This window comes from Pseudarthrobacter oxydans (assembly GCF_013314975.1).
GTDB classification, from domain to species: Bacteria; Actinomycetota; Actinomycetes; order Actinomycetales; family Micrococcaceae; genus Arthrobacter; species Arthrobacter oxydans.
Window position 1 is genome coordinate 1 of the sequence record NZ_JABTYH010000033.1, and the last position, 19,211, is coordinate 19,211.

Below are 19,211 nucleotides of genomic sequence, written 5' to 3' on the forward strand. Positions count from 1 at the left end.
TCAGATTTGCCCGACAAAAGCGTCAGATTGGGATCCCTAACGAGCATTTCGGACACACCCCGTGGAAGGCCTCAGGCCCCAAACTGACACTCATCCGAACGGGTCTGGAGCGGCCGGTCCTCTACAGCAGGCCTGGAAAGCCCCAACCGCCTCAGCCCTTCCGGTCCGCCCGGTACGCGCTGGGGCTTACCCCGTGCAGCCGGCGGAATTGGCGCGAGAAGTAGAACTGGTCTGCCAGCCCGATTTCGCGCCCCACCTCCGCAATTGTCAGGTCTGTTGTGTCGAGCAGGAGCCTGGCCCGGGCCATCTTCAAAGCTGTGTGGTGGGCCAGCACTCCCCCGCCTGTCGCCTCCCGGAACAGCTTGCTCAAGTGCGACGGCGAAACACCCACCACCCTGGCCAGGTCCGGCAGCCGGATGGCACCGTCCACCCGGTCCTCCAGGAACTTCATCGCCTGCTGCAGCGGCGTCCCCTGTTCCGGGAGGCGGCGGTCCACCGCCAGGGTAGCCAGCAGCTTCCAGGCCATCCCCGCTGTGGCCACCAGGCGGGCCGGCGACTGGTCCTGCTCCAGGGCAGTAATGATCCCGTCCAGCATGGCGGTCAGCCGGTCCACCGCCACCAGCGGAATGATGGGCCGGCCGGCGCGCACCCCGGATTCTTCAACGAGTTCGGCGGCATCGGAGCCACGGACGTGGCACCACCAGATGGTCCAGGGGTCCTCAGCAGAGGCACCGTAGGCATGAGCCTCACCGGTGTTGCCGGGAAGTACGACGGCGGTCGCCTTGCCAACGTCGTACCGCGCACCGCCGGATTCCACCCACCCCGCCCCCGCGACGCAGAGGATGACGATGGTTTCCTCCGCGCCCTGGGGGCGGTACCGCCCGTGCTCTTCGGCAGCAGGAAAAACGCCGGCATCGGTGACCACCAGACGCCGCGTGATGGGACGCTCCAGCGCCTCCCGGACCAGCGGCCGGGGAACCACCACCAAGCGCTGGTTGGGGAACCCCGCTGCCCGCTCCACCCCGCACTCCTTCCGCCACGAAGTGTCTATGCTATGGCACAAGGCGGCAGCTCAGGCGGGTTCCTCCGTCCACCCAATCCAGTGGAGGAGCTCGAGGCTGTCCAGGGAAACCAGGTCACCGGCAACCGCGTCCCGCCGGCGCTGCGCCTCGGCCGGCAGCCCAACCTCTGCATCTTTCGGGAGCGGCAGGATCTGGAGCCTTACGTCCGAGCCGTGGCGTATCCCGGCGTCATCGGTTTCGATAATCCATGGAGAACCATCCCAGAACCTGTCCGCCACCACGGTTCCGTCAACCACCAGGCGGGCAACATCCCCGGCCCAGGAAACCTCCAGTTCCGTATGGTCCCCGGCCAGGTCCGCCCCCGCCACATCCACCGCATAAACAGCTGCCAGCTCGTCAACGTCTGCCTCCGTAGGTGCGGCAGCGCGGCCCGCTAGGGAGCCGAACGACGCCGGAACGGACTTCGCGGCGCGGATCCGCTCGGCAGGCAGCGTCCGGCGAAAGATTTCAGGCTTCAAGGTGCCTGTCCGCACGACCTCGAACCCGCCGTCCGCGGTGGAGTAGCGCCGCACGGCGGGTTCTCCCTGCGACCTGCCGGCCAGGCGGCCGTCCGCACCAACCCAGAGCGGGTCTGCGGACAGGACCAGCTGCCGGCCCTGCGGTGTTTCCAAAGCCCACGCCTGGCCGGCCAGGCGGGAGGGCAGGACAAGAATGGCCAAAGAGCCTACGACCGAGCTCGCCGTCAACGTGACCGGACCGCCGGCGTCAACGGCGTACACGCCCCCGCCCAGCGCGGTTGCCGCCCCATCCAGAACGGTTCCTTCCGGCACGCACAGCTGCGGCACTATCCCTTCCTCCGCATCGAGTACCAGCGTGGGCGCACCCTCCGGGTCCAGCAGTGTGAAGGCAGACGCCGTTGCCCAGCGAAGGCGGACACCTGCCACGTCCAGATTGACGGGCCAGCGCGCGATGGTACCGGCCGGAATGGTGAGGCCCCCGCGCGGAAAGGTAAGTGTTTCCCCGTCCAGGAGGAGCCTGAACTGGGCTCCCGGGTAATCCGGCAGGGGAATGTGCGGCTGGTGCCAGGTGACAAACAGGAACCCGGACCGGCCGTCCGAGCGCATGGCCCAGCGGAGCGTGGCCGCGTCATCAATGCTTGCAGGAAGTGTGTCCGGCAGGGTGGACGGCATCGGCGCGAGCCGGGCACCAAAGGCTGCCAGGAACGCGTGCTGCTTCCGCAGTTCGGCGAAGCTCTGCGCCAGCCGTCCCGCCGCACCGATGGGGGCGTGGAAATCGTAGTCAAACACCGGAAGATCGTTGGGGTAGCCCGTTGCCTGGGACTCCTGCATTCCGCCCGGGGGATTAATTCCGCCGGTGAACATGTAATAGCCCTGCCACGCGGAGCCGCTGCCGATCTTGGTGTTGGCCACCGCCGCAACGTCCTTGCCGCCGGGCCACGGCCGCCGCTGGTAGGCCGTGGCCATGCCGCCGGTGAGTTCGCAGGTTGCCGGCGGATACAGCGTGGACTGGGAACGGGCCGGTGCAGCACCGCTTCCCGAGAAGTGCTCACGCAGGTCCGCACCGATCCCCGGGTCATCCCACTCGTGGCTGAAGAAGTAGTGCTCCCGGAAGGTGGGGTCCCACGGGGCGTCGGCGTCAACCCAAAAGCCGTCCCCGTAGCCACCGAAGACCGGCATGACGTCGACCTCAGGGATGTCAGCCGCGCCCCAGGCGGTTGCCGTCCAGACGGGTGCGCCCAGCCCGGCCGCTCTGGCCAGTTTCTTGAGCTCCGTGATGTGCCGGGGCTGGTCGTAGAGCTCATTTTCCAGCTGGATGCCAATGACATTGCTGTCCGGGCCGGTGAGGCCGTGCAGTTCCTTGCCGATGCGGTTGAACCAGCGCTCCACCATGGCCAGGTACGCGGGGTCGTTGGTCCGGTGTGCCACCGGCGCGGCCTGCACCCAGTCCGGGAAGCCGCCGTTGCGGACCTCGCCGTGGCACCAGGGGCCCAGGCGCAGCACCACGTCCAGGCCAACGTCAGCGCAGAGCCGGACGAACGCAGCCACGTCCAGGTTGCCGTCAAAGCGTGCCTCGCCCTCGACCGGCTCGTGGTGGATCCAGAAGATGTAGCACGCCACCACAGTGATCCCTCCAGCCTTCATCAGCCGCAAGCGCTCTTCCCAGCGGGACCGGAGCAGGCGGCTAAAGTGAAGTTCCCCTGACACCGGCACCGCCGGGACGCCGTCGTGTTCTATGAACTGGCTGGTGAGCCTCCACCTTTTGTGGCGGTCCTCGGTGTTGCTCATGGGCGGGAACTGCAGCGCCCGTTCGTGCGGCCGGTGCGCGGCGCTAAGCATCCCGGCGCTGGGCATCTCAAGGGTCCCCAGCCCGATCGGCATGGAGGTCTCGGGGTTCATCACTACTTCACACTATGCCCATCACTCCTGGCCGCCCATGGCAGAAAAACGCAACTATATGGACGATCTTCTTTGCGCCGGCGCCCCGCACGTCCTCACCGGAAGTCGGCCGTCGAGTCCTTTGCGACCTCCAGGAGCGTTGTCTGGAAGGCAATTTCGGCAGCGGCACGGACCCTGTCATGGCGGTGCGCCAGCAGGACCCGCCGGGACGGGGCCGATGAGCCCAGCGAAACGATGCTCACGCCGGGGTGTTTATTGACGACGGCGGTCCGGGGCGCCAGCGCGATGCCCAGGCCAACACTGACCATGGCCTGGGCCTCCTGGTAGTCATTGGCGTGGAAGGCGATCCGGGGCGTAAATCCGGCAGCGCTGGCACTTCGCTGCAGGACCTCCACGACAGGGTGTTCCTGGCCGCGGACGATCCATTCCTCGTCCGCCAGGTCCGCCATGGCCACCTGCTTCCGGCGGGCCAGGCGGTGGTCCTTGCCGACAATCAGCGCTGTGGCGTCCTCGAACACCGTGGTCAGGGCGAAGTCCTCCGGATTCATCCGGTTCCATTCGTAGTCCCACAGCAGTGACATTCCCACCTGGCCGTTCTCCAGCATCTCAATCAGGTCCTCGAACCGGCTGCTGCGGACATGCAGCTCGATGGCCGGGTACTCCTTCTTGAATCGGCTGATGACGACGGGGAGGAACGAGCCTCCGAGCGTGGGGAAGGTTCCCATGGTGAGGCTGCCCCGGTTAAGGCCTGCGATTTCCGCAAGGTCGGCCTCGGCCGCTGCCATCTGCCGGAGGATGCGCCGCGTATGGGAGGCAAGGACGTGTCCGGCATCCGTGGGGACCATGCCCCGCGTCTGCCTCTGCAGGAGGGGCTGCCCGATTTCGGCTTCCAGGCGCCGGAGCTGCTGGGAAACCCCGGAGGGCGAGTACACATGCTTTTCCGCCGCAGCGGTGATCGACCCGAGCTCAACGACATCAAGCAGCAGTTCAAGCCTCCGGACGTTCAACATGGCAGCCCTCCGATTGAAGTGTTTGTTACATACCCCTCACCATTCTAGGCCCCTGCTTCATGCAGACCTAGAAATCGCGCCCCCGCCGATGCCGGCTCCGCCGCTTCCGTTGCAGAAGGGCTAAAAGTGCGCGGGCAGCTGTGCTTGTGATTGAAGAAAAAGTGCATAGATATGCAAAATTTGGCGTTTGTAATTCATCATTGACCCGGATCACACTGGTGAAAGCCGGTAAGGCTTGATGGCCCATTGAAGGGCCCACAAGGATGTGAAGGGCAATCATGTTTAAGATCCCAGCAGTGTGGATGCGGGGCGGGACCAGCAAGTGCTGGGTCTTCGAATGGGACAACCTCCAGGTCCCCGGAAAAAGCGTGGACGAGGTCCTCCTCCGCCTCTTTGGCAGCCCCGACCACCGGCAGGTGGATGGAGTGGGCGGCGGGACATCCACGACGAGCAAGGCAGTCATCCTCTCCCGTTCCCTGGGCGAGGATGCTGACGTTGACTACACGTTCGCCCAGGTGGCCATAGATGAACACAAGGTGGACTGGGGAAGCAACTGCGGAAACTGCTCGGCAGTGGTGGCACCGTACGCCATAGAGCGCGGCTGGGTGGAGCCCGGCCAGGAAAGCACCTCGGTCAGGACGCTGAACACCAACACCGATCAGCTCATCCTGCAGAAAGTCCCCACCCCCGGTGGCGCACTCCAGGATCCCGGGACCCAGCTGATCCCGGGCGTTCCTTTCCCCGGGCTTCCGGTGGGCATGGGTTTCCTCGACCCTGCAGGGCGCACCACCGGGAAGCTGTTTCCCACCGGCGAGCCCCTGGACAAGGTGACCTTCGACGGCCGGCAGGTTCCCGCCACGCTCATTGATGCCGGGGCACCGCTGATCATCCTCGACGCCGCGTCCATCGGGCTCACGGGCCACGAAACGGCGGCGGACATCGACAGCCAGGCGGCGTTGCTGGTGCACCTCGATGACGTGCGCAGGGACGCGGCCGTCCGCATGGGTCTTGCGGCCAGCCGGGCCGAGGCCGAGCGGGCCATCCCCAAGCTGGCGATCGTGGCCACGGCATCGCCTGACGACGAGGCTGACCTTGTTGTCCGAATGCTGTCCATGGGCAGACTCCACCCCGCCCTCGCGATCACCGGAAGCGTAGCCCTGACCATGGCCGCGCAGCATGAGGGCACGGTGGTCCGGGACCTGCTCGCCACAGATCCCTCCTCAGGCCTGACCATGCGGACACCGGCCGGCATCGTCCAGACATGGGCGGAAGTACGTGACGGCGTCCCCGTCGTCGGCACCCTCCGAAGCGCCCGCCGCATCGCTGACGCGGAACTGCTGCTTCCACAGACCTGGTAACCCCCAACAGCCTCCCCGCCCAGCTGCACCGGACTGGTGTTTCATGGAAGGAAGGCACCAACCCCAAAGGATTCCTCAATGACGAGCAATAAGTCATCCTTGGAGCCGCCCGGAACCTCCCCGGACGGCGCTGCCGACCCTGCAGAGCAGACCCAACACACAGAGCTGCCAGATCCCCCGAAGCACTCCCGGCGCACGATCCTTGCCGCAGCAGGAGCCTTCGCACTGCTTGGAACTGCCACCACCGTCCTGGGCGGAAGCCTGCTGAACCCGCCCTCCAGCACCGAAGACGGCGACTTCAGCGGCGAGACCCTCGAATTCCTCATTCCGCTGGCATCCGGCGGTGGCACGGACACGTGGGCGCGCTTCATCGGCACAGAGCTCACCAACTATGTGGCCGGCCGCCCCGGCTTTGCCCCCGTGAATGAAGCCGGCGGTGAAGGCATCCTCGGGACCAACCGGTTCGCCCGCTCCGCCAAGACTGACGGGACCGAGATCCTGGTGGGCACCGCATCGACGGTTGTGCCCTGGGTGCTGGGCCGCTCAGCGGTGAAGTACTCGTTCGAAGACCTGAAGCCCGTCGTCGTCAATGGAACTGGCGGCGTCATCTACGCCCGGGCTGAAGCCGGGGTGGCCGGCGTGCAGGACCTGATCAACAGGGACACCCCGCTGGAATTCGGCGGCATCAGCGCCACGGGCCTGGACATCACCACCCTGGTGGCTTTCGACCTGCTCGAGGCGGACGTCACCAGCACCTTCGGCTTCGAAGGCCGCGGACCCGTCAACCTGGCCCTCCAGCGCGGGGAAATCGATCTGGACTACCAGACCACCTCGGCCTACGGCTCGGCGGTCGAAGGCATCGCCAAGGAAGGCAAAGCCGTTGTCCTGATGTCCTTCGGCCAGCTGGACGAGGCCGGGGAAGTAGTCCGCGACCCGAACTTTCCGGACGTTCCCACGGTTGCAGAAGCTTACGAGACGCTGCACGGATCAAAGCCCTCGGGTGAAAAGTACGAGGCCTACAAGACCCTGCTTGGACTCACCTACACCTACCAAAAAGGGCTCTGGGTTCCGCAAGAGACCCCCGAGAAGGCGTACCAGCTGCTGCGCGAGTCCAGCGAAAAGCTCGGCACGGACCCGGCATTCCAGGAGAAGGCCGCCAAAGTACTCGGCGGCTATCCCCTGGTGGCCGATTCCGGCGTGGCCGAACGGGTCCGCGAGGCCTACACCGTCAGCAGCTCCGTCCGGTCCTATGTCACGGGACTGCTCGCGGACAAATACAACATCCACGTTGAATAAGGACCATCATGCTTGACTCCGCAATGGCAGCGCTGGCATCCCTCGCTGATCCTTCCCTCCTCATCATGCTCCTGATCGGCACCGTCGCCGGCCTGGTCATGGGACTCATCCCGGGCCTCGGCGGAACAGGCGCCGTCGCCATCCTCCTGCCCATCACGTTCGGCATGGAACCGCCCCAGGCGCTTGCCCTGCTCATCGGCGCCCTCGCCGTCGTGCACACCTCAGACACCGTTTCCGCTGTCCTGCTCGGGGCACCAGGCTCCGCCTCCGCCAGCGTCACGATGCTCGACGGTTATTCGATGGCGAAGAAAGGCGAGGCCGCACGTGCCCTGACCCTGGCGTTCCTGTCCTCCATGGCCGGCGGCATCATCGGTGCCATCGGCCTGACCCTGGCCATCCCCCTTGCCCGGCCGCTGGTCCTCTCCTTTGCCAGCCCCGAGCTCTTTATGCTGACCGTCCTGGGCGTCGCCCTGGCAGCCGTACTGTCCCGGGGAAACATCATCAAGGGCGTCTCGGCAGGCCTCCTGGGCCTGGTGCTGGGCATGGTGGGAACCTCGCCCACCACGGCCGAGGAGCGTTTCACCTTCGGCAGCCTCTTCCTGGGCGACGGCCTGTCACTTGTGGCCGTAGCGCTGGGCATCTTCGGCCTGGCCGAAATCGCCTCACGTGCCAGCCAGCGCCGCGGACAGAAGGAAACCATCAGCCTGGGCGGGGGATGGGGCCGGGGCATCCGCGAATGGCTCAGCCACTGGACCCAGGTGATCCGGGGAGCGCTCATCGGCATCTGGGCAGGTGTCCTGCCCGGCGTCGGCGCCACCGCCGGAACCTGGCTGGCGTACGGCCAGGCCGTCGCAACTGCCAAGGACAAGCGCAAGTTCGGCAAGGGAGACCCCCGCGGGATCGTCGGCCCCGAAAGCGCCAACAACTCCGTGGAAGCCGGAGACCTGATCCCCACCCTCCTGTTTGGTATCCCCGGCGGTGTCCCGTCGGCGATGCTCCTGGGCATGCTCCTCACCTACGGCATCCAGCCGGGCCCCTCCATCATCACCGAACACCTGGACCTGATGTACCTGATCGTGTGGTCCTTCGCGATCGCCTCGATCCTGGGCGCCCTGTTCTGCTTCCTCAGCGTCAAGCAGCTCGCCAAGCTCACCAAGGTTCCCTTCGCGGTCCTGGCAGCAGGCCTGGTGGCCGTGATGCTCCTGGGTTCCTTCCAGGAAGGCGGCCAGCTCGGCGACCTCTGGATCATGATCATCCTGGGCGTCTTTGGCTGGCTCCTGAAGTCCACCGGCTTCCCCCGGGCACCGTTCCTGATCGGGTTCGTCCTGGCCATCCCGCTGGAGCGGTACTACTTCCTGACGGACAGCCTCTACGAAGGATTCGACTGGATGCTGCGTCCCGGTGTCCTGGTGTTCCTGGCCATCCTGGTCCTCCCCATCATCTGGGCCTTCATCAAGTTCATCCGCGCCCGCCGCAAGACCAACTTCGACGACGGACACAGGGACGAACAGCCCGAAGATGACGAGGCTCCGCTGAAGAACTCCAACTGGTCCCTCGTTGCGGCAGGCATCTTCACCGCGGCCTTCGCCGCGGCACTGATATCGTCCACGTCATTCTCGCCGGAGGCCCGGCTGGTGCCGCAGCTGGTGAGTATCGGCGGCCTGGTATTCTCCGGGATCCTGTTGTTCACCGAGATCCGCACCCGGCTCCGGGCACGGACCGAAGGTGCAGGCTGGACCCTTGACGCAGGGTTCGCGTTCAAGACGTTCGCATGGATGACCGGATTCCTCGCACTGACCGCCGTCTTTGGGTACCTGATCGCGGTAACGATCTTCATCCCCGCCTTCCTGCTGGTCGTGGCAAGGGCGCGGCTGAAAGTCGCCGTGATCTACACAGGCGTCCTGTACCTCGTGCTCCTCGCACTCCCCTCGCTGCTGCCGATCGACCTGCCGCAGGGCTGGTTCAACACCCTTGTTTAGACGTCCGCCACACACATTGGCCATTGGAGAAAAGAAATGACGGTACTCGTCGCCTATGCACCTGCTTCAGAAGGCAGGGAAGCCCTGTCAGAAGGAATCAAGGAAGCGCACCTCAGGAAGTCGGACCTGCTGATTGTGAATATCGGCCGCGGCCACCACGACCTGGAGCCGGAGGAAGTGCGCGGGCTGGAAACCCGGCTGGCCGAGGCCGGCCTGGGCCTGACCATCGAGTCCTCGGTCCTGTCTGATCCCGGGGATGCTGTCATCCAGATCGCCCAGGACCGCAACGTCGACATGATCGTGATCGGCCTTCGGCACCGGTCCATGGTGGGAAAGCTCATCCTCGGAAGCACCGTCCAGAGGATCCTGCTCGACGCCACCTGCCCGGTGCTGGCGGTCCGCTCCGACAAGCTCTGACCGGAGCCCACTGGCTGCCGGACTTCTTGTCCGGCCCGCGTGCTGCCGTTCCCGCACTCCATCGCAACAGGTAGCCCGAAGGACGGGCGCGGGGACGCCACAGCACGCAAGGGAGGCAGGGTGACCACCGGTCACCCTGCCTCCTCCCATGAACTTTCCGAGGGCAGTCCGGCAAGGACACCCCCCAACCAAGGAGAAAGAGAAAACCTTGTACAACCGTCCCCAGCCCGTCGGACGGGGTGCCGCACCCCTCTCTCCTGAACCGGTTCCCAACTGGTGCAAGCTTTCGCGAAGCGACCAGGTGGAAATCCACCGCCAGGGGCGGCCCATCGCATCAGGACGGATCGACATGCTCGCCCTGGACGGCAGCCTCCTCTGGCTCCAGCAGGACGAAGGAAAAGGACGCGCCCTGTTCCTGCACAGTGACGGCCTGCGTGTCTACCGCCGGCCCGCAACCAGGAACACGTAGAGCCAACCACCGAGGAGAACCACCATGAGCAACACGCCGCAGCGAACCCTTTCCCCCGCGGTGGAGCACACCCCGGAAGACCGGCCAGGGCGCCCCCGGCGCCGCCGCCGTATTCTGCTGGTACTCGCCGCTCTCGCGGTCCTGGGTCTGGCTGCCTTCGTACTTGGGGTGGTCCTGCCCGGCCCGGCGGCCCCCACGGAACCGGAGCAGACCATGACCGCCATCCAGATCATCCCGCTCATCATCCTCGTCGTGATGTTTGTGGTGGCGACCCGGTGGCCGCTGAACATCGGGGTGATGGGGCTGGTTGCGTCCTTTGGCGTCGGCTACTTCATGCTGGGCATGACCGACAAAGAGATCCTTGCGGAGTTCCCCGCGAGCATCGTGCTGACGATTATCGGCGTCACCTACTTCTTCAGCATGGCCCAGCGGAACGGCACCATCGACGTCATCGTGCAGGCCTGCGTGCGCCTCGTCAGGGGCAGGACGCTGATGCTTCCCTGGGTGTTCTTCCTCATGGCTGCCGCACTCACGGCGCTGGGAACCTTCTCCCCGGCCGCCGTCGCGCTCCTGGCGCCGGCGGCCATCGGCTTTGCCTACGAATCGCGCATCCACCCGGTCCTGATGGGCGCCTTCATCATCAACGGAGCCCACGCGGGCGGTTTTTCCCCGTTGTCCGTGGCCGGGGTGCTGGTGCACGACATCGCCCAGGAAAACGGCTTCCCCATTTCGCAGGGTGCACTGTTCATTGCCAGCTTTGCCGTCAACCTCATCCTCTCGGTCCTGACCGTCGTGGTGCTGGCACTCCTGGGCAAACTGCGCGACGGCGCCGGCAGCCACCACACCGGCATGCCTGCGCCCGGCACCATCCGTCCGCACGGCCAGCAAATCCTCACGCTGATGCTCATCGTGGTGATGCTGGTGTGCACCCTGGGCTTCCACATGCCGATCGGCTTCGTGGCCCTCTCCGCCGGCCTCCTCCTGGCCCTGATCAATATCAAGGAACACCAGACCTTCATCGGCGGCATCTCCTGGTCCACCGTGCTGCTGGTGGCGGGCATGATCACCTACGTCTCGCTGCTCCAGCATGTGGGCGTCATCGACACCCTCGCCGAGCAGGCCCTTGCCCTGGGCGCCCCGCTTCTGATCGCCCTGGTGCTTTGCTACGTCATCGGCGTCGGCTCGGCCTTCGCCTCCTCCACAGCGCTGCTGACCGCGTTCATTCCCATGGCCGGCCCGCTGCTGGCCACCAGCACGCTGAGCGCATCGGGAACGGTGGCCGCCCTGGCCATCGCGGCCACCGTGGTGGATGTTTCGCCGTTCTCCACCGACGGTGCGCTGGTGGTCGCCAACGCCCGCGAGGACGACCGGCAGCGCGTCTACCGCCAGCTGATGATCTACGCCGGCGGGGTTGTGCTGGCTGCGCCGCTGCTGGCCTGGGCACTGCTGGTGCCCACCGGGATCATGTGACGGTCAGTGCGCCAGGCGCTGCCCGTCAGCCATGGCAGGCATGGAGACGGCGGGCATGGAGACCACTGGCATGGAACCGGTAAGGACCTCGACGACGGCCATCTGGCCCGTGGTGTCCGGGACACCCGGAAACTGGACCTGCGGATCCGCGGGCACCGCCGCCGGGCTGTTCTCGGGACGCATCCGGACAAGCGCCACGGCGGAGATGAGGAACCAGGCCACATTCGTCACCACGGAAGGCCAGGCGCCGTGGAAGGTGCCGTTGATGATGAAGGCGACCGCGCCAACAAGGTTCGCGGTCTGGAATCCCTTGCCGGCCTTCAGCCAGCCCATGGAAACGGCCAGGTACGCGCTGAGAATCGCAGCCGCGCCGGCCCAGCCGGCGATTTCCCACAGCAGTTCCATGGGGTCCTTTCAGGTGCTGCCCGCGCAGTATCCGGGCAGGGTCTTTGACAGTGATGAAAAGGGGTTTGGTTTCGCCGGATGCCACTGCTCATTGAACGGACATCATCCAACACTGCGTTGACTCGAGCCTGTTCGGGCGAGGACCTCATGCCGGCTGGCGGCATAATCATACCCTGCAAAAAGGGGGCGTTTTACGCAGCGTCCGCGCCTTCAAAAGTCTGGACAACTCCCCCGCCAGGTAGCACCATCTGAAGGGTGACCACCGACCCCCACCTGCGCGAGTTGATGCTCCTGCGCCGGGTCAAGGACCGGATCGACCGGGAGTACGCGCAGCCCTTGGACGTCGAGGCCCTGGCCCGCGGTGTCCACATGTCCGCCGGCCACCTCAGCCGCAGGTTCAAGGCCGCGTACCAGGAATCGCCGTACAGCTACCTGATGACCCGCCGGATCGAACGGGCCATGGCGCTGCTGCGCCGGGGTGACCTTTCCGTGACGGAGGTGTGCTTCGCCGTCGGCTGTTCCTCGCTGGGCACCTTCAGCACCCGCTTCAGTGAGCTGGTGGGCATGCCGCCCAGCGCCTACAAGCAGGAGGCAAAAAGCACGACGGCGGGCATCCCCGCGTGCGTGGCGAAGCAGGTCACCAGACCGGTCAGGAATCGAGAAGCGCCGGCTCCGGAACCGCAACTAGCATGACTGCCATGGACAACATCACCATCTCCTCAACGTTCCTTCCGCACACCGATCCCGACGCTTCCCTGGCGTTCTACCGTGACGCCCTGGGCTTCGAGGTCCGCAACGATGTGGGCCGCGGCGCCATGCGCTGGATCACCGTGGGCCCCGCCGGGCAGCCCGGCGTTTCCATCGTCCTCCACCCGCCGGCCGTGGATCCGGGCATCACCGACGACGAACGCCGCACCATCACCGAAATGATGGCCAAGGGCACCTACGCCACCGTCATCCTCTCCGCCCCGGATGTCGACGCCGCCTTCGCCAGGGTGGAGGCGAGCGGGGCCGACGTCGTGCAGGAACCGGTGGACCAGTCCTACGGCATCCGCGACTGCGCCTTCCGCGACCCGGCCGGGAATACCGTACGGATCAACCAGCAGCCGTAGGCTGCAAGGATTGAAGAAAGCCACGCCGGGGGAGGCTGCGGGCGCAGTCTCCCCCGGCAGGGACATCAGCGCAGCCCAACAGATGGAGACCCGATGAGCACGGACACCGGCACCACTACCCAGGCCAACGGGCTGCACGTCGCCGACACCCACGACCTGATCCGGGTGCAGGGTGCGCGGGAGAACAACCTCAAGAACATCAGCGTTGAGCTGCCCAAGCGCCGGCTGACAGTGTTTACGGGGGTGTCCGGCTCGGGCAAGAGCTCCCTGGTGTTCGCCACCATCGCCGCAGAATCGCAGCGCATGATCAACGAGACCTACAGCGCGTTTGTCCAGGGCTTCATGCCGAACCTGGCCCGCCCCGAGGTGGACTTCCTGGAAGGCCTGACGACCGCCATCATCGTTGACCAGGAGCGCATGGGCGCCAACCCGCGGTCCACCGTGGGCACCGCCACGGATGCCAACGCCATGCTCCGCATCCTCTTCAGCCGGCTCGGCACCCCGTACGCCGGCCCGCCCACGGCGTTCTCCTTTAACGTTCCCACCCGGAAGGCCAGCGGCGTCATGTCCACGGACAAGGGCGGCCGGGTGGAGAAGGCGGTGGTCAACCATGCCGTCTACCTCGGCGGGATGTGCCCGCGCTGCGAGGGCATGGGCAACGTCAGCGACATTGACCGCACGGCACTGTACGACGACGCCAAGTCCCTGAACGAGGGAGCGCTGACAGTTCCGGGCTACTCCATGGACGGGTGGTACGGGCGATTGTTCGAGGGCATGGGCCTGCCGATGGACAAGCCCATCGCCAAATTCACCAACAAGCAGCTGGACACCATGCTCTACGCGGAGCCCACCAAGATCAAGGTGGAAGGCGTCAACCTGACCTTCGAGGGGATCATCCCCAAGATCCAGAAGTCCATGCTGTCCAAGGACCCCGAGGCCATGCAGCCGCACGTCCGCCGGTTCGTGGAGCGGGCCGTCACGTTCCAGACCTGCCCCGAGTGCAAGGGGACCCGGCTGACCCAGCAGGCCCTCTCCTCCAGGATCAACGGCAGGAACATCGCCGAGCTGTGCCAGATGCAGATCAACGACCTTGCCGGGTGGGTCCGGGACGTGAAGGACCCCTCGGTGGCTCCCCTGCTCAAGGGCCTCCAGCACCTGCTCGACTCCTTTTCGGAGATCGGCCTCGGATACCTCAGCCTGGACCGGCCGGCCGGCACCCTGTCCGGCGGCGAGGCCCAGCGCACCAAAATGATCCGCCACCTCGGCTCCTCGCTCACGGACGTTACCTACGTCTTCGACGAGCCGTCCATCGGCCTCCATCCGCACGACATCGAACGGATGAACCAGCTCCTGCTCCAGCTCCGGGACAAAGGCAACACCGTCCTGGTGGTGGAGCACAAGCCGGAGATGATCACCATCGCAGACCACGTCGTCGACCTTGGTCCCGGGGCCGGGACCAACGGCGGCGAGGTCTGCTTCGAGGGCACCGTGGAGGGCCTGCGGAGCAGCGACACCATCACCGGGCATCATCTGGAGGACCGCGCGGCCCTGAAGGAGGCCGCCCGGAAGGCGTCCGGGGTGCTGGAGGTCCGCGGCGCCTCGACGCACAACCTCCAGGACGTCGACGTCGATATTCCCCTGGGCGTCCTGACGGTCGTCACCGGGGTGGCCGGCTCGGGCAAGAGCTCCCTGATCCACGGTTCCGTGGCCAAGCGCGAGGGCGTGGTGGTGATCGACCAGGGCGCCATCCGCGGTTCGCGCCGCAGCAACCCGGCCACCTACACCGGGCTGCTGGAGCCCATCCGCAAGACGTTCGCCAAGGTCAACGGCGTGAAGCCGGCACTGTTCAGCTCAAACTCCGAGGGCGCCTGCCCCACCTGCAACGGCGCGGGCGTCATTTTCACCGAGCTCGGCGTGATGGCCACCGTCGAGTCACCCTGCGAGGACTGCGAGGGCCGCCGCTTCCAGGCCGCCGTGCTGGAATACACCGTGGGCGGGCGGAACATCGCCGAGGTCCTCGCCATGTCCGTGACCGAAGCCGCAGCGTTCTTTGCCGAAGGTGAGGCCAAGACGCCGGCCGCGCGGACCATCCTGGCGCGGCTCGAGGATGTTGGCCTGGGCTACCTCAGCCTGGGCCAGCCGCTCACCACGCTTTCCGGCGGCGAGCGCCAGCGGCTCAAGCTCGCCACCCAGATGGCCGAGAAGGGCGACGTGTACGTCCTGGACGAGCCCACCACCGGCCTGCACCTGGCCGATGTGGAGAACCTGCTGGGCCTGCTGGACCGGCTGGTTGAGTCGGGCAAGTCCGTGATCGTGATCGAGCACCACCAGGCCGTGATGGCCCACGCGGACTGGATCATCGACCTTGGCCCGGGAGCAGGGCACGACGGCGGCCGGATCGTTTTCGAGGGCACGCCGGCTGAACTGGTGGCCGGATCCCCGACGCTCACCGGCAAGCACCTGGCCGCCTACGTCGGTGCCCCCGCGGCATGACGGAGGAGTACAGGTACGGAGTCGAAATCCTGCACCTGCTGGTATCCCCCTCCCACGCCTACTTCGGCCGGGCGCGGGACGGCGCCGCAGACGTGCCCACCACGGATGCCGATGCTGCCGAGGTGGTGGCGGGCAAGGGCATTGTGGGTGACAGGTTCTTCGGCAAGGCCGCGCACATGGATGCCGCGGTGACCCTGTTCGCCGTCGAATCCCTGGAGGCCATCGCGGCCGAACTGGGCGCGGAGCCGTTCAATCCCCTCCTGGCCCGGCGGAACGTGGTGCTCCGCGGCGCACACCTGGTGCCTCTGCTGGGGCAGGACTTTGTGCTGGAGTCGGGCGGGCAGTCTGTGGCTTTCCACGGCGGCCGGCATGCCCAGCCCTGCGCCTGGATGAACGAGATGCTGGCGCCCGGCGCCCACCCGGCCATGCGGGGCCGCGGCGGTATCCGGTGCCGCGCCCTCTCAAGTGGGCTGCTGCGCCGTGGCCCTGCCGTGCTGGTCAGCCCGGTGCCGTTGGACCCGTCCCAGGCGGGTGAGGCCAGCCTGCTCCGCCCGTCGCGGCTGCCGTAACCGTGCGGTACCTCCCGGGGGACGCACCACGGTCAGTCCAGGCGCACGCCGCGGAGCAGCATGAGGGTCCCGCCCACCGCGGCGGCTGACGCGAGGAAAACCCCCACAGCGCCAACTCCTGCCGCCGCCACACCGATAACGCTGGGAAGCACCACCTGGCCCACCCGGTTCCCGGCGAGCCGGAGGGCAAGGGCACGCCCGCGCTGCCCTGCGGGGGCCTGCGCCGAAAGCCACGACATGGTGAGGGGCTGGCCAATGCCAAGGCCCAGTCCGAGCACGGCCATGACCGCGAAAAGCAGAAGCACCGGCATGGGAACCGCCGTGGCGGCCAAAGCGATGGTGGACAGCACCAGGCTGGCCACGAGCAGCCGCTTGCGCCCCAGCTTCCGGGAGACGTGCCCCAACAGGATCCGGGACACCATGGAAAACACCGCGCGGACGGCGAGCAGGGCGCCAACGGTTGCCGCCGTGAGCCCGCGTTCGGATCCAAGCACCGGGAGATAGACCATGGTCAGGTCCACCACGGCAAGGACGGTGGCGGACGTGGCGAGCGCCCGCGCCACGCCGGGCGTCCTCAGCAGCGCGGCAACGTTGCCTTTGCCGCCGCCCGCCGCAGCCGCCCTTCCCTTCCTGCCGCTGACCGTTGCCGAGATACCGAAGGTGGCCACCAGGAGCACCAGGCCCATGCACACCGAAAGGAGGAAGATCGCCTGGGTGTCCGGGCGGATGGCGGCCCCTCCCACCAGGGCGATTGCCAGGGGACCCAGCGCCTGTCCCAGGGATGCCGCGAAGGTGAGGTATCCGAACGCCGAATCCATCCGGGACGAGGCGGCGTTGTTCGCCACCACCGCCTGCTGCCCCACCACGCAGGCCAGCTGGCCGACGCCAAGAAGGGCGGTTCCGATGATCAGCGCGGCGATCGATGTACCCCACAGCAGCAGGAAGGACGCGCTGGCCAGGACGACGGCGGCTCCGGCCGCCATGAGGCGGCGTTCACCCAGGCGGTCCACCAGGCCACCGGTGGGGACGGCGAGCAGCAGCGGGAAGACGGCATAGCTGGCCGCCAGGAGCCCCAGGGCGAAGCCGGGAACGTCCAGCTCCAGCGCACGGTACGTGGCGGCCGGCCGCAGCAGGAAGGTCAGGGCCTGGATCAGCATGGAATGGACCAGGAGTGCCGCCGTCGACCGGCGCCCCAGTTCGCCGATCATGCAGGGGTGCCGGACATGGCCCGGACCGCCGCGTCGCGGGCACCCATGACATGCTCGAAAGCCGTCCTGGCAGCCTGGTCCGGGTTGCCGGCGGCCACGGCGGCAACCAGGGTCCGGTGCTGGGCCAGGGCCTGGTCCCTTCGCTCCTGGGTGCTGTTGGTGAAGTGCCGGTACCGCTCCATCTGGTTTGAGACCTGGTCATGGAACCGCCGGGCCCACGAATTGCCGGCGATCTCGGCGATCCTCCCGTGCAGCGACATCCCCTGCTTCATTGCCTCATCCGCGAAACCAACCATCGCAGCGTTGCGTTCCAGGATGCCTTCGAGTGCCTCGATGTCCGCCGGCGTCGCTTTGAGGCAGGCGTTCCGCGCCATGAGTGATTCCATGGCCGCGCGGACTTCGTACAGCTCGGAAATTGCTGCCTCGTCCAGCGCAGGCACCACCACGCCGCCGGTGGGCTGCTGTTCCAGGAGGCTCTCCGAGACCAGCCGCCGGATGGCTTCCCGCAGCGGCGTCCGGCTCACCTGCAGTGCAGACGCCATCTTTGGTTCGTAAACCCGTTCCCCGGGCTTCAGCTCCAGGCTGATGATCTGCCGCTTCAGCTCGTCGTAGACGAAATCCGCTCCGGTGTTGCGGGTGGTTGCACCAGGCATGTTGTTACCTCCACAGCCACTTTAGCCGTAGATGCATACATGTATACAAATTAGGACCGAGTTCTGAGGGAGCCCGCCGTCGCGCCAGTGGCCGCCTTACACCAGTGCTGTGGCGTTCGCAGGCGACCCGGTCCCGCCGGTGATGTTCAGCGGCTTGATGGTGATGAAGGCGTCCCATTGGCCGGCACTCCTCATATGCCGGGTCAGGGGACCCAGCCGCCACAGTTCACCCAGGGGCATGCCAAGTTTGGCCAGGAGCTGCTGGTGCATCATGCCGTGGTCGCTCGGCGCTGACTCACGGTAAGGGCTTGCGGGCACGGCGGGCAGGCATTCGACGGCGAAGTTGTCCGCCGCGAGGAGCGCCAGCCGGTGGTCCCAGGCCCAGGCGACGAACTCCTCGGACTGTGCAATCCCCGTGGCGCGCCTGCTGTCCCGCATCCGCTGCTTCTCCTCCGGCTGCAGGCCAAGGAACCATTCGCACCAGCCCGTATGCAGCATCAGGATGTCGCCCTGCCGGAGGTCCACGGACTGGGCGGCCATCGCCCCCTCGATCAGGTCAAGGCCCAGGGGTTCCCCGGAGGCATGGTCAATTGGAGCGCCCTGCCCGGCCCGGTACCCGGCCAGGTCCACCAGGACTCCCCTGCCCACGATGGGATGGTCCGCCCATTCCTGGATCCCCAGGTCCGCGGTGCCCTCGGTGATTCGCTCGTCCGGCGTGCCGTTGTAGAACCCGGCGTCGTCCGCCCGGCGGTGCCGCAGCCCGTCGACCTGGCTGGATCCCTGCAGGTAGTACCCGTCCAGGAAGTCGTCGCGGTGGGCCGGGTGCGAGGAGTAGATGGTGTGCCGGGGCGCGCCGCGTTTGAGGGACATGCCGGGATCAAAGGCATCCGCCGGATAGTCCAGGCCAAAGGCCATGCCCGTGCGGATGCAGGTGCGTGCCGCCAGCACCGCCTGGGGAGTAATGAACGACGGCGTCCCCCGGGTGGGGTCCGGGAAGAGGCCCCAGGAGGTTCCGGCCAAGGCCCCCTCACGCTCGAGCAAATCCGCGAAGGACGGGTAGGTCCCCTCTCCGGGATTCATCGCGCCTCCGCTTCCTGCGGCTGTTCCTGGTCCTGGCGGCGCTTGTAGCTGAGCAGGAACCCGGCCACGGCGCAGAGGGAGGCCGCGATGCACATGGGCGCCTTGATGGTGTCGTTGAGCAATGTGAGCCAATCGCCCTTGCCGGCCACCAGGGCGATCGCCTGGCCGGCGACGAACACCGTGCCGCCGGCCAGCAGCGCTGCCAGGGTCAGGACGAAGAGGACTTCGATGGCCCTTCGGACGGTGTGCATGG

The 19,211-nt window shown here is 66.7% G+C and carries 18 protein-coding genes; 10 read left to right on the forward strand and 8 right to left on the reverse strand.

All coding sequences use genetic code 11. From position 1 onward, the window contains the following. Window positions 1-151 precede the first annotated feature (151 nt). From HTS88_RS17815 to HTS88_RS17825, 3 genes are all read right to left on the reverse strand, one after another. Window positions 152-1,021, reverse strand: coding sequence for a helix-turn-helix domain-containing protein (locus HTS88_RS17815; protein WP_174180725.1), 870 nt, complete (start codon window positions 1,019-1,021; stop codon window positions 152-154). 51 nt (window positions 1,022-1,072) lie between these two features. Beyond that, the gene (locus tag HTS88_RS17820) at window positions 1,073-3,439 is read right to left on the reverse strand and encodes a beta-galactosidase (protein WP_246256433.1); all 2,367 of its coding nucleotides are present in this window, start codon (window positions 3,437-3,439) and stop codon (window positions 1,073-1,075) included. A gap of 95 nt (window positions 3,440-3,534) precedes the next feature. Next, the gene (locus HTS88_RS17825; protein ID WP_174180727.1) at window positions 3,535-4,449 is read right to left on the reverse strand and encodes a LysR family transcriptional regulator; all 915 of its coding nucleotides are present in this window, start codon (window positions 4,447-4,449) and stop codon (window positions 3,535-3,537) included. Between the two features lie 278 nt (window positions 4,450-4,727). On the opposite strand from HTS88_RS17825, the gene HTS88_RS17830 reads away from it, so the two are divergent. The 6 genes from HTS88_RS17830 to HTS88_RS17855 all read left to right on the forward strand — a co-directional run bounded on the left by HTS88_RS17830 (window position 4,728) and on the right by HTS88_RS17855 (window position 11,438). Then, complete coding sequence (locus HTS88_RS17830; RefSeq protein WP_174180729.1) at window positions 4,728-5,807, forward strand: PrpF domain-containing protein; 1,080 nt, start codon at window positions 4,728-4,730, stop codon at window positions 5,805-5,807. A 78-nt stretch (window positions 5,808-5,885) separates the two neighbouring features. Then, entirely contained in the window at window positions 5,886-7,103 is a 1,218-nt protein-coding gene (locus HTS88_RS17835; RefSeq protein WP_174180731.1) for a type 2 periplasmic-binding domain-containing protein, read from the forward strand. Between the two features lie 8 nt (window positions 7,104-7,111). Then, window positions 7,112-9,082 carry a tripartite tricarboxylate transporter permease gene (locus tag HTS88_RS17840; RefSeq protein WP_174180733.1) on the forward strand — a complete coding sequence of 657 codons (1,971 nt, stop codon included), beginning with the start codon at window positions 7,112-7,114 and terminating at the stop codon, window positions 9,080-9,082. 36 nt (window positions 9,083-9,118) lie between these two features. Then, on the forward strand, window positions 9,119-9,499 hold the full coding sequence (locus tag HTS88_RS17845) for a universal stress protein (RefSeq protein ID WP_174180735.1): 381 nt from the start codon (window positions 9,119-9,121) through the stop codon (window positions 9,497-9,499). 208 nt (window positions 9,500-9,707) lie between these two features. Further along, window positions 9,708-9,968 (forward strand): hypothetical protein, encoded by a 261-nt coding sequence (locus HTS88_RS17850; RefSeq protein WP_174180737.1) that lies wholly within the window; start codon window positions 9,708-9,710, stop codon window positions 9,966-9,968. A gap of 24 nt (window positions 9,969-9,992) precedes the next feature. Further along, on the forward strand, window positions 9,993-11,438 hold the full coding sequence (locus HTS88_RS17855) for an SLC13 family permease (RefSeq protein WP_174180739.1): 1,446 nt from the start codon (window positions 9,993-9,995) through the stop codon (window positions 11,436-11,438). A gap of 3 nt (window positions 11,439-11,441) precedes the next feature. On the opposite strand, the gene HTS88_RS17860 is transcribed toward HTS88_RS17855, so the two are convergent. Continuing rightward, a complete protein-coding gene (locus HTS88_RS17860; RefSeq protein ID WP_174180741.1) occupies window positions 11,442-11,843 on the reverse strand; it encodes a CBU_0592 family membrane protein in 402 nt (133 codons plus the stop codon). A gap of 285 nt (window positions 11,844-12,128) precedes the next feature. Here HTS88_RS17860 and HTS88_RS17865 point away from each other — a divergent pair, with 285 nt between their 5' ends. From HTS88_RS17865 to HTS88_RS17880, 4 genes are all read left to right on the forward strand, one after another. Further along, entirely contained in the window at window positions 12,129-12,536 is a 408-nt protein-coding gene (locus HTS88_RS17865) for a helix-turn-helix transcriptional regulator (protein ID WP_174180815.1), read from the forward strand. Next, window positions 12,533-12,955, forward strand: coding sequence for a VOC family protein (locus tag HTS88_RS17870; RefSeq protein WP_174180743.1), 423 nt, complete (start codon window positions 12,533-12,535; stop codon window positions 12,953-12,955). The genes HTS88_RS17865 and HTS88_RS17870 overlap by 4 nt, the downstream gene beginning before the upstream one ends. A 93-nt stretch (window positions 12,956-13,048) precedes the next feature. After that, window positions 13,049-15,448, forward strand: a complete 2,400-nt coding sequence (locus HTS88_RS17875) for an ATP-binding cassette domain-containing protein (RefSeq protein ID WP_174180745.1) — start codon at window positions 13,049-13,051, stop codon at window positions 15,446-15,448. Then, on the forward strand, window positions 15,445-16,017 hold the full coding sequence (locus tag HTS88_RS17880; RefSeq protein ID WP_174180747.1) for an MOSC domain-containing protein: 573 nt from the start codon (window positions 15,445-15,447) through the stop codon (window positions 16,015-16,017). Before HTS88_RS17875 ends, HTS88_RS17880 begins: the two co-directional genes overlap by 4 nt. 32 nt (window positions 16,018-16,049) lie before the next feature. Here HTS88_RS17880 and HTS88_RS17885 read toward each other — a convergent pair whose 3' ends face one another. The 4 genes from HTS88_RS17885 to HTS88_RS17900 form a co-directional block, all read right to left on the reverse strand. Further along, window positions 16,050-17,225: an MFS transporter gene (locus HTS88_RS17885; protein WP_174180749.1), complete on the reverse strand. Its 1,176-nt coding sequence runs from the start codon at window positions 17,223-17,225 to the stop codon at window positions 16,050-16,052. After that, on the reverse strand, window positions 17,222-17,878 hold the full coding sequence (locus HTS88_RS17890; RefSeq protein ID WP_174180751.1) for a GntR family transcriptional regulator: 657 nt from the start codon (window positions 17,876-17,878) through the stop codon (window positions 17,222-17,224). The genes HTS88_RS17885 and HTS88_RS17890 overlap by 4 nt, the downstream gene beginning before the upstream one ends. A gap of 96 nt (window positions 17,879-17,974) precedes the next feature. Then, on the reverse strand, window positions 17,975-18,958 hold the full coding sequence (locus HTS88_RS17895; protein ID WP_174180752.1) for a cyclase family protein: 984 nt from the start codon (window positions 18,956-18,958) through the stop codon (window positions 17,975-17,977). Further along, on the reverse strand, window positions 18,955-19,209 hold the full coding sequence (locus tag HTS88_RS17900; RefSeq protein WP_174180754.1) for a hypothetical protein: 255 nt from the start codon (window positions 19,207-19,209) through the stop codon (window positions 18,955-18,957). The genes HTS88_RS17895 and HTS88_RS17900 overlap by 4 nt, the downstream gene beginning before the upstream one ends. Window positions 19,210-19,211: the final 2 nt, after the last annotated feature.

Bases quoted from the DNA above. Each gene is read 5' to 3' on its own strand.
- HTS88_RS17820 (WP_246256433.1), bottom strand. From the start codon at position 3,439: ATGAACCCCGAGACCTCCATGCCGATCGGGCTGGGGACCCTTGAGATG.
- HTS88_RS17825 (WP_174180727.1), bottom strand. From the start codon at position 4,449: ATGTTGAACGTCCGGAGGCTTGAACTGCTGCTTGATGTCGTTGAGCTC.
- HTS88_RS17830 (WP_174180729.1), top strand. From the start codon at position 4,728: ATGTTTAAGATCCCAGCAGTGTGGATGCGGGGCGGGACCAGCAAGTGC.
- HTS88_RS17835 (WP_174180731.1), top strand. From the start codon at position 5,886: ATGACGAGCAATAAGTCATCCTTGGAGCCGCCCGGAACCTCCCCGGAC.
- HTS88_RS17840 (WP_174180733.1), top strand. From the start codon at position 7,112: ATGCTTGACTCCGCAATGGCAGCGCTGGCATCCCTCGCTGATCCTTCC.
- HTS88_RS17845 (WP_174180735.1), top strand. From the start codon at position 9,119: ATGACGGTACTCGTCGCCTATGCACCTGCTTCAGAAGGCAGGGAAGCC.
- HTS88_RS17855 (WP_174180739.1), top strand. From the start codon at position 9,993: ATGAGCAACACGCCGCAGCGAACCCTTTCCCCCGCGGTGGAGCACACC.
- HTS88_RS17860 (WP_174180741.1), bottom strand. From the start codon at position 11,843: ATGGAACTGCTGTGGGAAATCGCCGGCTGGGCCGGCGCGGCTGCGATT.
- HTS88_RS17865 (WP_174180815.1), top strand. From the start codon at position 12,129: ATGCTCCTGCGCCGGGTCAAGGACCGGATCGACCGGGAGTACGCGCAG.
- HTS88_RS17870 (WP_174180743.1), top strand. From the start codon at position 12,533: ATGACTGCCATGGACAACATCACCATCTCCTCAACGTTCCTTCCGCAC.
- HTS88_RS17875 (WP_174180745.1), top strand. From the start codon at position 13,049: ATGAGCACGGACACCGGCACCACTACCCAGGCCAACGGGCTGCACGTC.
- HTS88_RS17880 (WP_174180747.1), top strand. From the start codon at position 15,445: ATGACGGAGGAGTACAGGTACGGAGTCGAAATCCTGCACCTGCTGGTA.
- HTS88_RS17885 (WP_174180749.1), bottom strand. From the start codon at position 17,225: ATGATCGGCGAACTGGGGCGCCGGTCGACGGCGGCACTCCTGGTCCAT.
- HTS88_RS17890 (WP_174180751.1), bottom strand. From the start codon at position 17,878: ATGCCTGGTGCAACCACCCGCAACACCGGAGCGGATTTCGTCTACGAC.
- HTS88_RS17895 (WP_174180752.1), bottom strand. From the start codon at position 18,958: ATGAATCCCGGAGAGGGGACCTACCCGTCCTTCGCGGATTTGCTCGAG.
- HTS88_RS17900 (WP_174180754.1), bottom strand. From the start codon at position 19,209: ATGCACACCGTCCGAAGGGCCATCGAAGTCCTCTTCGTCCTGACCCTG.